Below are 13,971 nucleotides of genomic sequence, written 5' to 3'. Positions count from 1 at the left end.
CTAAAAAATAGTTTTTAACCCAGCCAGGTTTTAAAGTCCTGGACTTTTTCACGGCTTACGATAACCTCATCTTCCTTATAAGAAGGCAAAATTACTTTAAGGCGCGAATTGGTGTACACCTGAATTTCTTTTATGGCAGGTAGTGGAATGATGAATTTTCTGCTTACGCGAAAGAAATTCTTCATGTCTAATTCCTGCTCCAGAATTTCTAAAGTAGAATCGATCAGATAATTTCGATTGTCGAAGGTGTGAATATAAGTTCCTTTGTTTTCACTAAAAAAACATTCTATTTCCTCTGTCGTAATCACTTTTAAATGTTGCCCTATTTTAACTGTAAAGCGTTTTTTAAAGCTTTTTTCAAAAGGATTGGATAGCATTTGGCGTATTTGCTCAAAATCCAGCTGAAGGTTCTTAGGCTCAGCGCTTATCTTTGGTAAACGTTCTTTAAATTTTGCAACAGCAACCTCAAGATCATCTTCGTCGATAGGTTTTAAAAGATAATCGACACTATTTAGTTTAAAGGCTTTCAGCGCGTATTCATCATAAGCTGTTGTAAAAATGATGGCGCTTTTGATTTCTATTTTTTCAAAAATCTCAAACGACAAACCATCAGATAACTGAATATCTAAAAAAATCAAATCAGGGTGATCGTTGTTAGTAAACCACGCTATCGATTCTTCTACAGAATGCAGCATGGTCTGTACTGTGATATTTAGTTTTTCTAATTTTCGCTGCAATAATCTTGCGGCTGGTTTCTCGTCTTCTATTATTAGTGTGGTCATTTAGTAAAATGAAATATTAATTATAAAATTACTCCCATTTGTTATTGGCTGATTCTTTACTCATGTATTCCTGAATTTTCTTCTTTTCCCATTCATCACTAAACAAAATATCTCTTCCAAATACAGATAAAGCGTGAGCCAAAAGACCAATACCCCAAAATAAGGCTGTAGAATAGGTTTCCCAATTTAGCAGACCACTTTCCTGAATTCCGTGCCCAAAAAAATCTTTATTTAAATTCGCAATAATGATAATGAAATTAACGATTAGGTATATTCTTAAATGTGAGTAAAATTTACGAATGCGTCTTACTTTTTGGTACGCAATATTAAAATTTTCATCATTGCTAAACTCTTGAGAATATTCATTGTACATTCTTCTTCTAAATTGTCCCATTTTATTTTAAATTTAAAATTATTGCCACTTTTCTTTATTTCTGTTTTCTTTCTCCATCAATTCTTTAATCTTTCGTTGTTCCCAGTCTTTTCCAAAAACCGGAATAACTTCAAAAACTTTTAAGCCATGAATAACAACACCTATGCCCCACCAGAATAAAGGCCAGTAAAACCATAAATGCTTTGGTGTTGTAAACAGATTAATAAAAATCAAGATTATATTTACTCCTATATATGAAGTCAAATTTCCATAAAATCCTTTAATACTTTGTACTTTCTTTTTTGCGAGATAATATTTATCGTCTTCACTATAATTTGGTTCCATAACTATTTCCATGTTTTTTGATTATTTTGTTTTTCCAGAATCTCACGTATTTTTCGTTCTTCCCAGTCTGAGCTGTAGCCAAACACCTTAAAGGCATGCATGGTAACACCAAAACCCCAACCCAAAGCCGAAAACCAAAACCATTGAAAATCTGGAGAATATTTCAAATTTATAAAAATTAAGAAAGGTACTACGCAACAATATGAAATTATGTTTCCGTAGAATCCTTTTAATTCCTCTACTCTTTTTTTAGCTCTGAAATACGCTTTATTTTCGTCATTATACTCTAAACTTGCATCCATAACTGTAATTTGTTTGGTTAAAATCGGAATTCTAACGGTAAAAGTTTCTTTGTTTTCTTCAATCGAGACCTTTCTGTTTGTTATCAAACCGTATCGATTTACTATGTTTTGTAAGCCAACACCTTGCCTGTCTTGTAAAACTTCTTTCTTTTGAAAATCATTTTGAATAGCCAGATAATCTCCGTCTATAAAAATCCTAATATGTAGTGGTTTCTGCTCGCTGACTACATTATGTTTTACCGTATTTTCGAGTAAAAGCTGCAATGATAGCGGGACAACCTTTGCTTCAGAATCAATATTGGTTGTTGGGATTTCGTAAAACAAACTATTTTCGAAACGCATTTTCAGCAAATTCATATAAGTTTTTGCAAAGGATAATTCGTCTTCAACAGAAACCAATTCTTTATCTTTTTGCTCCAGAACGTAGCGATAAATTTTAGATAAAGAAGTGGTAAAACGCTGTGCATTATCCGGATTCTCTTCGATTAAAGAGCTTAATACATTTAAACTATTAAAAAGAAAATGCGGATCAATCTGATTCTTTAAACTTTCAAACTTTGCATTTGCTGTTCCGGCAATGATTTTTTGCTGCGTAACTTTGTTTTCCTGATACAGTTTATAAAAATGTAAGGAATGAAAAATCAATAAAACGATAAAAGTAATTACTGATGATTCTATGTAATTGCCTATTCTTTCATTAGCCAAAAAACTAACTATGGGTCTTTTTTCAATAATTACCTGCGTAAAAATGCGAAGCAAAAGAATGACAAACAATGAAATAAAAAATGAACTTATAAACCCAATCAGTATTCGCTTTGGAGTGAATCTGTCTGTTTTAAAAACTTTATCCAGATATTCAAACAAACTAGCATTGACTATGTATAATACCACGCTGTATAGCATGCAATACAAGAAGAAAAAATACAGATCGTTGTTAAAAACTTCAATCCCAAGCGATGCAAAACGAATCAGAAAAGAGAACATAAACACCACTCCGCCAACAAGAAATGCTTTTAATAAATTTGGTTTTAAAGTCATTATTTTATTTTTTAAGTAAATCATTTACAAGTTTTCTGAATTTCAAGAGCTCGTTCAATACCCCATTTTGGAGAGAAAGGCGTTTCCGGTTTAAAAGTAGCAAAAAGTTCGATAGCTTTGTTAACCTGTGCGCACAATGGTTTTGTATCAACGCCTGTCCATTTTGCTCCTCCCAATTGATAATCGGCTTCGCCAAATACAGCACGCGGATTATTTGGATTTAATGCTTTTGCTTTTCCGTATGCTTCCATGATTTTACCAGAATATTTTGGTGCATTTGTCATAGGATCAGCCACTACATAAGCAGTATAAATAAGAGCCTGAACAACATATAACTCTGAGTTGTTTTGATCTTTAATCAATTCGACATCAAGTGCATCTTGCGCTTTTGTTAGTAACAATTCTAATTTCACAGGATCTTTTTCAGAAAATGCCGAAGTCGTATTTACAAAAGCAACATAATAATTGGGTAACCAGCTTGTTTTTTCAGCTGCTGCAATTCTTTCGAACATAGCAGATGCTTCTGTACTTTTTCCTTCTTTCCAAAGCCCGAAAGCTTTTGCCATTCCTTGTTCGAATTGTGTCTGAGCAGATAATAAACTGCAAATAAATAACGTGATAACTGTAATAATCTTGGTCATGATTTCCTGGTTTTAAAAATTAATATTTTGTTTTGATGAATGAAACTCTTTATAACAAACTTTCTACCTTTTTTCTCAGCCTCTCAAAGCTTAGCCGCTTAGTAGGTCATTATTTATACTTCAAAAGTAGATTGGTTTTTACGGTTTAAAAATTTAATGGTACTGAGTTGTTGAATTTCATGACTGAATTGTTTTTTTTAGTAGTCTTTAATAAAACAAGCATTGTTTATGTCTAAAATTTAAACAATAAAATAAATTAGCAACTTGAAATTAATTATGAATCAAATAATAAATATTCAAAATTTCTTCAGGATTCATTTGTAAATTGCAGCATGAAAATTCTAATTGTAGAAGACGAGCGAGAAATTGCGCAAAGTATCAAGGAATACTTCAAAACAAATGGCATTCAATGTGAAACGGCCGAAAACTACGATTTGGCACTAACTAAAATTAACAACTATGATTACGATTGTATCCTTTTAGATCTAATGCTGCCTGGTGGTGATGGATTTGATATTTTAAAAGAGTTAAAAGCTAAAAATAAAACAGAAGGAGTTATTATAATTTCAGCTAAAGAAAATCTCGAAACACGGCTGGAAGGATTTAATCTTGGCGCAGATGATTATTTAACGAAACCTTTTCATCTTGCTGAACTTTTGGTACGAATGCGTGCCTTAATTCGACGCAAAAATTTTAAAGGAAGCAACAGTATTATATTTAATGAAATTGTAATCGATATTTTCTCAAAAACAGTGTCGGTTAATGACATAAAACTTGATATCACTAAAAAAGAACTGGACTTATTGCTATTTTTGATTGGTAACGAAAATAAGGTGCTGTCTAAATCAGCAATTGCAGAACATCTTTCTGGTGATATGGCAGATATGCTGGACAACCATGATTTTATATATGCACATATTAAAAATTTAAAAAAGAAACTTGCTTTGGCAGGTGGCGCAGATTACATCAAAACGGTATATGGGTTAGGTTATAAATGGGAAAATGAGTAATAAAAAACTGCTTCTTAAAACAACAAACAGCTTTCTTGTTTATGCTGTTATGGTACTGCTGATAGCTGCGCCAGTCTTTTACTATATATGTCAATGGTTGTATGTTTACGAAACAGATGAAGTTTTACTTTTTCACAAAGGCGCATTTATCAAAGAAAGCCACAAAAATTATTCAGCTGCAGATATTGCTGCATGGAACAAATACAATCCCAATATTTCTATAGGTCCTGATATGGGTTTAAATAATGATTCTATCGTTGGTGAAATGCTACTAGAAGCTGTAGCCAATGATAAAGAGCCCTTCAGGATTTTATATGCTCCGATTGATATAAACGGGAAAAGATATACTTATGTAGAAAAGCGCAATCTCGTAGAAATGGAGGGAATGGTTTTTAGTATCGCAGCTATGTTTTTAATTATAATTATTATTTTATTGACAGGTATTATCTGGATTTCAAAAAAAACAGCTTCCAAAATATGGAAACCTTTCTACAACACGCTAAACCAAATAGAGAACTTTGAAATTGATAAAAATAATCCACTGAGCTTTATTCCTACAGGTATAGACGAATTTGAACGTCTTAATAAAAGTTTAGAACGCTTAATCGAAAAAAATACGGCTATATATAAAAGTCAAAGAGAATTTATAGAAAATGCTGCTCACGAACTTCAAACACCTATAGCTTTGTTTCAGACAAAACTCGATACACTTCAGCAATTAGATTTAGATAAAGAACAATCGCTATTAGTAGGGTCGTTAAATAAAGACGTATACAGACTTAACAGGCTTAATAAAAATCTTTTACTACTATCTAAAATTGATAATGAAATTTATGTGGAGCAGGATAGCTTTGTTTTAAATAAATACATTGAAAAACACCTTGATTTCTTTACAGAACAAGCAAAATCCAGGAATTTAAAAATTAATATAGACTTCAAAGAAAATTTAATCGTAAAAGGAAATAGCACCTTAACAGAAGTACTCATTAACAACCTGTTTTTAAATGCAATACGTCATAATATAAAAGATGGATTAATCAATATTATATTAGAAAACAATACACTGAAATTTACAAACACAGGTTCCGAAATACCACTGACCGAACAAAATATTTTTAACCGTTTTTCTAAAGTAAATCCTTCTTCACAAGGAAACGGGCTTGGATTGGCTATCATTAAAAAAATATGTAACATCAGTCATTGGAATATCCGCTACATTTTTAATAACAATCTTCATATTTTCGAAATCACGTTCTAAAATTCAAAATTAATTCAGAATTGAGTTATAAGATTTGTACCTAAAAAATTAAAAAATAAGTAGATGAATAAATTGTCTTCAAGTTACGGCAGATATGCGTTATTGACATATTTTACAATATGGTTTTTAGTTCTCTCTCAATTTTTAAGAATTGTTTTTTTTATATGGCAATCTGATGAAGTCTCCTGGAATGTGATTGATTTTTTAAGAACATTGCTAACAGGTTTATTTTATGATTTAGGAACGGTTGCTTTCATCGCAATGAGCAGCGTTTTCTATTATACTATTGTGCCAAATAAATGGATTGGTTCTTTTTTAGACAAAGCACTGATTTACTTTTTTACATCATTAACTGTTTTTATTCTTGTTTTTACTTTTTTCGCCGAATTGACATTTTGGGATGAATTCAAAACCAGATTTAACTTCATAGCCGTCGATTATCTGATTTACACCCATGAAGTTGTAGCCAACATTAAACAATCATATCCCCTACCTGTTTTAATTGGAGGAGTATTGCTGCTTACATTACTATTTCTATTTATTTTTTCTAAAAAACAAGCCTTTCAAACGACCTTTTCTTCTAAAGTTAATTTAAAAACAAGGCTCGAAGTTTTAACAACTACAATTGTTATTGGTTTGTTTTTTGGCTTTTTCATTACCAATAATCAAGCAGAATGGTCTTCGAATCGATACAATTCAGAAATTTCAAAATCGGGAATTTATTCCTTTTTTGCTGCTTTTAGAAACAACCAAATGGAATATGTTGATTTCTACACATCGATTAATAATGATAAAGCCTTTAAGATTATTAAAAACAAATTAGCAGATCGTAATTCCGTTTATTCTACAAATAATTATGCTATTCACAGAAAAATTATCGATAGCGTTCCGTCTCTTGAAAACAAAAACGTCGTTTTTATTTTGGTAGAAAGCTTAAGCGGCAGTTTTCTTAAAGAATTTGGAAATAAAGAAAATATCACTCCGTTTCTGGACAGTCTTGCTCAAAAAAGTATCTTCTTTGAAGATTTGTACGCTACCGGAACCAGAACAGTTAGAGGTATGGAGGCTGTAACTTTATGTATTCCGCCTACACCGGGACAAAGTATTGTAAAAAGACCCGATAATCAAAATCTTTATACCATTTGCAGTATTTTCAAATCCAGAAAATACGATTGTAATTTTTTCTATGGTGGAGACGGTTATTTTGATAATATGAATGCTTATTTTGGAGGAAACGGATTTAATATTTACGACCGCGGACGTGGCAGTGTTTTAAGCGATGCTATCAAAACTACCCGAAATAACATTATTGACGAAGAAGTAACTTTTGAAAATGCGTGGGGAATTTGTGATGAAGACATTTTTAATAAAATGCTAAAAGTTGCTGACTTGCAATACAAAAACCAAAAGCCATTTTTCAATTTTGTAATGACAACGTCTAATCACAGGCCTTTTACTTATCCTTCAGGAAAAATTGATATTCCATCAGGAACAAGCCGTCAAGGTGCAGTAAAATACACCGACTTTGCTTTAAAAGAATTATTTAATAAAGCCAAGACCAAACCTTGGTTTAAAAATACCGTTTTTGTAATCATTGCAGATCATTGCGCCAGCAGTGCCGGAAAAGACGAAATTGATGTAGTGAATTACCATATTCCGGCCTTCATTGTGAATTTACCTGAAAGTCAAAATCAGAAAATAGCAAAACAATGTTCCCAAATTGACTTATGGCCTACTCTTTTTTCTTTATTTCACTGGAGTTATGATTCTGATTTTTTTGGAAAAAATGTTTTAGATAACAGTTTTGAACAAAGAGCCTTAATGGGTACTTATCGCAAATTAGTCTTGATGAAAAAGGAAAAAGTTATGATTTTATCAGATCAGAAAAAACAAGCCTTTTATTCCTGGAACAAAAATAATAATAGTTTAAAATCAATTCCAATAAATCATTCTTTTTTAGAAGAGACAATTTCATGGTATCAAACAGCAGATTTTCTTTTTACAAAAAAACTGCTGAAATAATGATTTATTCAAATATTTAAAATCGTCGAACAAAACTGCATCCAAGTTCTTTTCAGTTATAGAAAGGCATAATCATCGATGTAGTTTTGTTTTCTATAGATGATTTAAATACTTTATGCTGTAAAAAAGGATACATCCAATAAGCGGCTTTGGTGCTTAAAATTCCAATACCCGCGCCCGCAACAACATCTGTAAGCCAATGCCTGTCATTATACATTCTAAAAAGTCCTGTTCCAGTTGCTACCGCATATCCTGCAATTCCATACCAAATAGATTGATCTTTATATTCCTGATACATAAATTCAGCACCTGCAAAAGCTGTCGCTGTATGTCCTGACGGAAAAGAATTATTAGAAGATCCGTCTGGTCTTTCTACTTTAGTAATACCTTTTAGTGCAAACACTGTAGCACTCATCATTAAATACGAACTGGCCAAAATAATAGATCGGTCTTTTAAATTGTGTTTTCCTTTTACACCAAAAGCATTTAGACTATAAACAGAAACTGCCGGAGCCCATTGGGAGAAATCATCAATAGAAATTTTATGATCAATATCTTCATTTACCTCTTTCTTAATATCTGAGTTATACCCCTTCAGCTGGTCACTTTCTAAACCTATAACACCATAACTCACAAGAACTCCTGGAATGATCAATTGCTTGTAATTAAATTTTAAATTAGATAAAGTATCCTGCACAATAATGGTATCATTTACTGTGTTTTGCCCGTAAATTAAACTTGTACCAAAAATAAAAAACAAGAACATTTTTGACATTTTAAATAGATTTAGAAATTAATACTCATGCTTGTGGCTAAAAAACAATAACACGTTTTTATTCTTTAATCACTTATCATAAGACGAAGTTCTATCTCAATTTTGAAGAAATTCTGTATTTTAATAAATCTAAGGATTAAAGATTCTTTAACTGATTATCGTTTTTATTCTGGCTAATTGTCCAAAAGAAACCAACGAAGAAAAAGCGATCTGCAGTAGGTACAACAGCTTGTCTGTTATAAACTCCGTTTGCATTTGGATTTCTTGCATAATCATAGCCAAAAACATTTTGTGTTCCTAAAATATTGGAAACTGAGAAGTAGATAATTTTTTGCGTTGTTAATAAATATGCCCAGTTAAAACTTAAACTATTATATGCTTTTGTTTTTCCGTTCATGAATTGCGTTTGATTTGGATCATTGTACGGACGTCCTGAACTATAACTATTGGTGAAACCTATTTGCGATTTCCAATCGGTGATAAAATATTTTGTTACCAAAGACAACGTATGATTCGCTACAAAACTTGGTGTTGCCACTGTTGGGAAATTTTTATATTGTCTTTCTGAATCGATATAAGAATAGGATACCCAATATTGTAAATTTTTAACCAAAGTATTATCTCTCCAAAATAAATCTAATCCTTTAGCATAACCCGATCCCTTATTATTAAATATAGAATTGTACTGAATATCTCTTGTATCATATTGAACCAAGTTGCTGTAATCTTTGTAATAAGCCTCGGCAATAAGCGTTTGACCTGGTCGTGTAAATTGATAGTTTAAAATATAATGACTTGATTTTTCGCTTTCAAACTGATGGTATTTTGAATACTTAATGTAATCAACAACAGGAGTCTGAGAAAAATCTCCGTATGCAAATGAAAACTGACTTTTCTTAGATACTTTGTATGCAAAAGATGCTCTTGGCGCCAGATTGGTTTCAGATAGCAAACTATTGTTTGAAAATCGTGCTCCTACTTTTACTGCAAAGTTTTTCGAAATTAAAATATCTCCTTCTGTATAAAAAGCCGCAATATTAGAGTCGTAACCATTTGTAACATTGAAGGTTGCATTATCAGCTACATTTTCATTGAATTTGGTAATAAAATAATCTGTTCCAAAAGACAATTTAAAATGTCTTGAAAAGTTTTTTCTCAACTTCAATTTCAATTGTGCTGCGTTTTCGTCGTTATCAATATTGTTGATATCATATTTAATTTTGTTCTTGCTGTATCCGTAACTAATTCCCGTAGTCAATTGCCAGCCCGTTCCAAAATCGCCTTTATAAGAACCATTCACATAAACATTGTTATTGTTTAAATCTGTTCTAACGGGATTTTCAAAATTTACATTCTTTTGGTTTAAGTCGAATTTCTCTGCATCAAAAGCAGCGTATAATTTAAATATTCCACGTTCAGTATGATATCTGTAAACTGCTTCACCACCTAAGGACTGATATGGATTATTCCAATCTACATTTTGAGGAATAACAGCCTGATAAGGTGCCAGATTAATGTAATTTGTATTAATACTAAAAGAGCTTTTTTTCCATTTTTGCGTATTTCCAACGCCTAAACCTACTGTCATTAATGCAATCTCAGTTTTGTTTTGATCTGGTTCATCTTGTGTATTCAAAAGTAAAACGCTAGACAAAGCTTCTCCGTATTCTGCTGAATATCCTCCGGTAGATAAGGCGATTCCGTTAAACAAAAAAGGCGAAAATCGGCTTCTGGTTGGTAAATTATTCGTTGTAGCGCCGTAAGGCTGTGCTACACGAAGTCCGTCTACAAAGGTTTGCGTTTCGCTGGCTTCTCCTCCACGAACAAACAATCGGCCATCTTCGCCCACTGTTTGTGTTCCCGGTAATGTTTGCAAAGCAGCAATAATATTACCGGCTGAACCGGCTGTTGTAACAATATCCAGAGGTTTCAAAACAGAAACTCTTGCTTTATCTCCCGATTCTAAAGTTCCGGCTGTAATAACGACAGCATCAAGTGAGTTTACATTTTCGCGCAATTTGATCGTTTGCTGTTTGAAATTGGCAACATCTATTTCTTGTTTGAACGTATCATAAATTAGATAAGTCACAATCAAAAATTTATTTCCGGTTTCTGTTGTCTCAAAAGAAAATTCTCCTGTTTCAGAACTTGTAGCGCCGTCATAAGTTCCGTCTAAATAAACATTGGCTCCCGGAACTGGTTTTCCTTTTTCATCTACCACTTTTCCCGAAATGGTGTTTTGAGCAAAAATAAAAGAGGTAAAAATTAATAAAATAAAGGTAATGGTGGTTTTCATATCATTTGGTTTTGATGAGACAAATGTATCTCTAGCCATACAGAGTAAAAATTATAAATAACCCAATTGTTGAAATTCAAGGATGAGCTGTAAGTAAGTTATTTTTGTATCTTAGCTTCTGTGTTTTAAAAAACAGTGCTTATGACAGAAAGTAAAAGAATTTCGAATTTGTATCAATCCATTTATAATGGAAATCCATGGCTGGAAGTTAACTTAACTGATACTTTAGATGAAGTAACAGCAGCTCAGGCCTACACGAAAGTGAATCCTAATTTAAACACAATTTGGGAGATTGTAAATCATCTCATTCAATGGAGACGAAATATTTTAAAACGTCTTCAGGGTGAAGTTATCACGACACCGGATCACAATTACTTTGTTCCTGTTTTGGATTCGTCTGAAGCTGCGTGGGAACAATCACTTCAAAGTCTGGCGAAATCTCAGGAATCATGGAATGATTTTTTTACTGATTTTAATGATGAAGATCTTCAAAAAATATACGCCGCAAACAATCACACGTTCTACGAACATATACAGGGAATTATTCAGCATGATGTTTACCATTTAGGGCAAATCGTGATTCTGAAAAAACTATCTTAAACGCACATGAGTACAGAAAAAGAAAAAATGATTGCCGGTGAATATTACGTTGCTACAGATCCTCTTTTAATAAAAGAGCGCAGAGCAGCCAAAAATTTGCTTCATCGTCTGAATGTTACGGAGTATCGCTTAACAAAAAAAGCCAAAGAAATCCTGTCAGAGCTAATTCCAAATACAGGAAAAGGTTTTTATATCGAACCTCCATTTCATTGTGATTACGGCTATAATATTATTTGCGGAGACAACGTTTATTTTAATGTCAATTGTGTTGTACTGGATTGTGCTCCGGTAACTATTGGTTCCAATGTGTTTTTTGCTCCAAATGTGCAAATTTACACAGCAACACATCCGCTTGACGCCGAATTAAGAAAAACACTCGAAAACGCTTTACCAATTTCTATTGGTGACGATTGCTGGATTGGCGGTAATTCTGTTATTTGTCCCGGAGTAACCATTGGAAGAGGATGTGTAGTTGGTGCAGGATCTGTGGTAACAAAAGATATTCCAGACAATTCTCTGGCAGTGGGAAATCCTGCAAAAGTGATTAGAAAATTAAATCAAGAAACTGAATCAACAAAATAATGCTTACGCTAAACAAAGTTCACCATATTGCCATTTTATGTTCTGACTATCAAAAGTCAAAAGATTTTTACACTCAGATTTTAGGTTTAACGATCATCAGAGAAATTTATCGCGAAGAACGTCAGTCATATAAACTTGATCTTGCTTTGAATGGCATTTATGTCATCGAATTATTTTCGTTTCCGGATCCTCCAAAAAGACCATCAAGACCGGAAGCTACGGGTTTGCGTCATTTGGCTTTTGAAGTAATTAATTTAGATGAAACAATCGATTTTTTGAATTCTAAAAAAATTGTATCAGAACCTATCAGAATTGATGAAACAACTCAAAAGCGTTTTACTTTTATTGCTGATCCTGATGATTTGCCTATTGAGTTTTATGAGCGCTAATTAAGTAGTAGCAGATGTTTATCACATCTTCTTATTTGTTACGCTAATGACGCGGATTTGCTATGCGAAAACACAGATTTATACGGATTTTTTATATTCGTTTCTCAATCTTTTTAAACGCACTTTGTGCCTCCGGCAAAACATTCCTAACGGAAAGAAATTTCCTGTTTTAGTAACTTTAACACAATATATTCAAGTATTTCTATTAAAAAACAGAATTGATTGCCTAATTTTGTAATCCGCGAAAAAAAATAGCGGTTTACAAATACCACATCTGATGAACAAAACGGCGAAAATCAAAAAAAATCATCAATTTATTGTACTTCAAAAATTAGTTATCGTTTCCCTTTTAATTGGCTTTCTTTCAGCCTTTTTAGGAATTACACTAAAAAAAATAACCGAATATTACGAAGAAATTTTCTTTCACGAAGTTTCGGTACATCCAATCTTTTATATCGTTTTTCCTGTCTTTGGATTGTCTGTCATTTATTTTCTGAGACAATATTTATTCAAGAAAAAAGAAAACAAAGGAATTAAAGAAGTTTTTGAAAGTACACAATCAAAATCTAAGAACTTACCTTCTTATAAAATTCCATCTCACTTTATCAACGGATTATTGACTGTTGTATTTGGAGGTTCTACAGGAATCGAAGTTTCTACGGTAGTTGCTACAGCCACAATTGGTTCTGTTGCACACGAAAAAGAAAATGTGTTTAGAAAATACAAAACCGAATTGATTTGTGCAGGAGTGGCAGCCGGAGTTACGGCTTTGTTTAGCAGTCCAATCGCGGGAATTTTATTCGCCCTCGAAGTTATTTCACGAAAAGTAACGCGAGCCTTTCTAATTTCAAATTTAATTGCCGTTTCAATTGCATTCGGATTAATTACAATATTAAAAGAAGAACCACTTTTTGCGGTTTCTATAACAACCTGGCATTTAAAAGCGATTCCGTATTTTATTCTTTTGGGTATTTTGGCCGGAGTTAATTCTGTTTACCTGACTCGTTGTGTGCTATTCTTCAAATCTCAATTTGGAAAAATTGGAACGCATTATTATAAAATCTTAATAGGATCTGCTGTATTAAGTATCTCCTTATTCATCTTCCCTCAATTATACGGAGAAGGATATCACGCTATAAAAGGAATATTTGCTACCACAAGAGAAATTCCGCTTACCATAACTTTGGCATTAAGCTTTATTGGAATTTTAATTTTAAAACCAATTGTAACCTCAATTACATTGGCTTCAGGAGGAGATGGTGGTGTTTTTGCCCCTAGCCTTTTCATTGGTGCTTTTTTAGGATTGCTTTTGGCTTCATTCCTAAACACCTTTTTTCACGTACATGTAATTCCGGTTAACTTTATGATCATCGGGATGGCAGCCGTGCTAAGTGCAAGTATACATGCGCCTTTTACTGCTATTTTCTTAGTATGTGGTTTAACTAATGATTATACTTTGTTCCTGCCTATTTTAGTGGTTTGTCTAATTTCTAAATACACGGCAAAACTGATTTATCCGTTCACTGTTTATTCTTATGCACCAAGCATTTTAAAATAG

Annotated in this window: 14 protein-coding genes; 7 read left to right on the top strand and 7 right to left on the bottom strand. The window is 32.6% G+C overall.

Features of this window, described 5'->3' with window-relative positions; all coding sequences use genetic code 11:
- Positions 1-14: 14 nt before the first annotated feature.
- The 5 genes from B0A66_RS07405 to B0A66_RS07385 are packed head-to-tail and all read right to left on the bottom strand — an operon-like array spanning position 15 to position 3,481.
- The gene (locus B0A66_RS07405; RefSeq protein ID WP_089049221.1) at positions 15-782 is read right to left on the bottom strand and encodes a LytR/AlgR family response regulator transcription factor; all 768 of its coding nucleotides are present in this window, start codon (positions 780-782) and stop codon (positions 15-17) included.
- A gap of 28 nt (positions 783-810) precedes the next feature.
- Entirely contained in the window at positions 811-1,176 is a 366-nt protein-coding gene (locus tag B0A66_RS07400; RefSeq protein WP_089049220.1) for a 2TM domain-containing protein, read from the bottom strand.
- Between the two features lie 18 nt (positions 1,177-1,194).
- Positions 1,195-1,512: a 2TM domain-containing protein gene (locus tag B0A66_RS07395; protein ID WP_089049219.1), complete on the bottom strand. Its 318-nt coding sequence runs from the start codon at positions 1,510-1,512 to the stop codon at positions 1,195-1,197.
- Positions 1,503-2,840: a histidine kinase gene (locus tag B0A66_RS07390; RefSeq protein ID WP_089049303.1), complete on the bottom strand. Its 1,338-nt coding sequence runs from the start codon at positions 2,838-2,840 to the stop codon at positions 1,503-1,505. The genes B0A66_RS07395 and B0A66_RS07390 overlap by 10 nt, the downstream gene beginning before the upstream one ends.
- Before the next feature lie 20 nt (positions 2,841-2,860).
- Positions 2,861-3,481: a hypothetical protein gene (locus B0A66_RS07385; protein ID WP_089049218.1), complete on the bottom strand. Its 621-nt coding sequence runs from the start codon at positions 3,479-3,481 to the stop codon at positions 2,861-2,863.
- A gap of 332 nt (positions 3,482-3,813) precedes the next feature.
- Between B0A66_RS07385 and B0A66_RS07380 the strand changes: the two genes are divergently transcribed.
- From B0A66_RS07380 to B0A66_RS07370, 3 genes are all read left to right on the top strand, one after another.
- Complete coding sequence (locus B0A66_RS07380; RefSeq protein ID WP_089049217.1) at positions 3,814-4,491, top strand: response regulator transcription factor; 678 nt, start codon at positions 3,814-3,816, stop codon at positions 4,489-4,491.
- The gene (locus B0A66_RS07375) at positions 4,484-5,749 is read left to right on the top strand and encodes a sensor histidine kinase (RefSeq protein ID WP_089049216.1); all 1,266 of its coding nucleotides are present in this window, start codon (positions 4,484-4,486) and stop codon (positions 5,747-5,749) included. The genes B0A66_RS07380 and B0A66_RS07375 overlap by 8 nt, the downstream gene beginning before the upstream one ends.
- A gap of 63 nt (positions 5,750-5,812) precedes the next feature.
- Positions 5,813-7,771, top strand: a complete 1,959-nt coding sequence (locus tag B0A66_RS07370) for an LTA synthase family protein (RefSeq protein ID WP_089049215.1) — start codon at positions 5,813-5,815, stop codon at positions 7,769-7,771.
- 52 nt (positions 7,772-7,823) lie between these two features.
- Here B0A66_RS07370 and B0A66_RS07365 read toward each other — a convergent pair whose 3' ends face one another.
- Both B0A66_RS07365 and B0A66_RS07360 read right to left on the bottom strand, forming a co-directional pair.
- The gene (locus B0A66_RS07365) at positions 7,824-8,546 is read right to left on the bottom strand and encodes a phosphatase PAP2 family protein (protein ID WP_089049214.1); all 723 of its coding nucleotides are present in this window, start codon (positions 8,544-8,546) and stop codon (positions 7,824-7,826) included.
- Between the two features lie 136 nt (positions 8,547-8,682).
- Entirely contained in the window at positions 8,683-10,842 is a 2,160-nt protein-coding gene (locus B0A66_RS07360) for a TonB-dependent receptor (RefSeq protein ID WP_089049302.1), read from the bottom strand.
- Positions 10,843-10,983: 141 nt separating this feature from the next.
- Between B0A66_RS07360 and B0A66_RS07355 the strand changes: the two genes are divergently transcribed.
- The 4 genes from B0A66_RS07355 (at position 10,984) to B0A66_RS07340 (ending at position 13,971) form a co-directional block, all read left to right on the top strand.
- Positions 10,984-11,442 (top strand): DinB family protein, encoded by a 459-nt coding sequence (locus B0A66_RS07355; protein WP_089049213.1) that lies wholly within the window; start codon positions 10,984-10,986, stop codon positions 11,440-11,442.
- Positions 11,443-11,448: 6 nt separating this feature from the next.
- Positions 11,449-12,024, top strand: coding sequence for a sugar O-acetyltransferase (locus tag B0A66_RS07350; RefSeq protein ID WP_089049212.1), 576 nt, complete (start codon positions 11,449-11,451; stop codon positions 12,022-12,024).
- Positions 12,024-12,413, top strand: coding sequence for an SMU1112c/YaeR family gloxylase I-like metalloprotein (gene gloA2, locus B0A66_RS07345; protein ID WP_089049211.1), 390 nt, complete (start codon positions 12,024-12,026; stop codon positions 12,411-12,413). Before B0A66_RS07350 ends, gloA2 begins: the two co-directional genes overlap by 1 nt.
- Positions 12,414-12,690: 277 nt before the next feature.
- Positions 12,691-13,971: a chloride channel protein gene (locus B0A66_RS07340; protein ID WP_089049210.1), complete on the top strand. Its 1,281-nt coding sequence runs from the start codon at positions 12,691-12,693 to the stop codon at positions 13,969-13,971.

Source organism: Flavobacterium hercynium, from assembly GCF_002217285.1.
Classification (GTDB): domain Bacteria; phylum Bacteroidota; class Bacteroidia; order Flavobacteriales; family Flavobacteriaceae; genus Flavobacterium; species Flavobacterium hercynium.
This window is presented reverse-complemented; position numbering and strand designations above follow the sequence as displayed.

Coding starts and splice junctions, on each gene's coding strand:
- B0A66_RS07405 (WP_089049221.1), bottom strand. CDS start 782: ATGACCACACTAATAATAGAAGACGAGAAACCAGCCGCAAGATTATTG.
- B0A66_RS07400 (WP_089049220.1), bottom strand. CDS start 1,176: ATGGGACAATTTAGAAGAAGAATGTACAATGAATATTCTCAAGAGTTT.
- B0A66_RS07395 (WP_089049219.1), bottom strand. CDS start 1,512: ATGGAAATAGTTATGGAACCAAATTATAGTGAAGACGATAAATATTAT.
- B0A66_RS07390 (WP_089049303.1), bottom strand. CDS start 2,840: ATGACTTTAAAACCAAATTTATTAAAAGCATTTCTTGTTGGCGGAGTG.
- B0A66_RS07385 (WP_089049218.1), bottom strand. CDS start 3,481: ATGACCAAGATTATTACAGTTATCACGTTATTTATTTGCAGTTTATTA.
- B0A66_RS07380 (WP_089049217.1), top strand. CDS start 3,814: ATGAAAATTCTAATTGTAGAAGACGAGCGAGAAATTGCGCAAAGTATC.
- B0A66_RS07375 (WP_089049216.1), top strand. CDS start 4,484: ATGAGTAATAAAAAACTGCTTCTTAAAACAACAAACAGCTTTCTTGTT.
- B0A66_RS07370 (WP_089049215.1), top strand. CDS start 5,813: ATGAATAAATTGTCTTCAAGTTACGGCAGATATGCGTTATTGACATAT.
- B0A66_RS07365 (WP_089049214.1), bottom strand. CDS start 8,546: ATGTCAAAAATGTTCTTGTTTTTTATTTTTGGTACAAGTTTAATTTAC.
- B0A66_RS07360 (WP_089049302.1), bottom strand. CDS start 10,842: ATGAAAACCACCATTACCTTTATTTTATTAATTTTTACCTCTTTTATT.
- B0A66_RS07355 (WP_089049213.1), top strand. CDS start 10,984: ATGACAGAAAGTAAAAGAATTTCGAATTTGTATCAATCCATTTATAAT.
- B0A66_RS07350 (WP_089049212.1), top strand. CDS start 11,449: ATGAGTACAGAAAAAGAAAAAATGATTGCCGGTGAATATTACGTTGCT.
- gloA2 (WP_089049211.1), top strand. CDS start 12,024: ATGCTTACGCTAAACAAAGTTCACCATATTGCCATTTTATGTTCTGAC.
- B0A66_RS07340 (WP_089049210.1), top strand. CDS start 12,691: ATGAACAAAACGGCGAAAATCAAAAAAAATCATCAATTTATTGTACTT.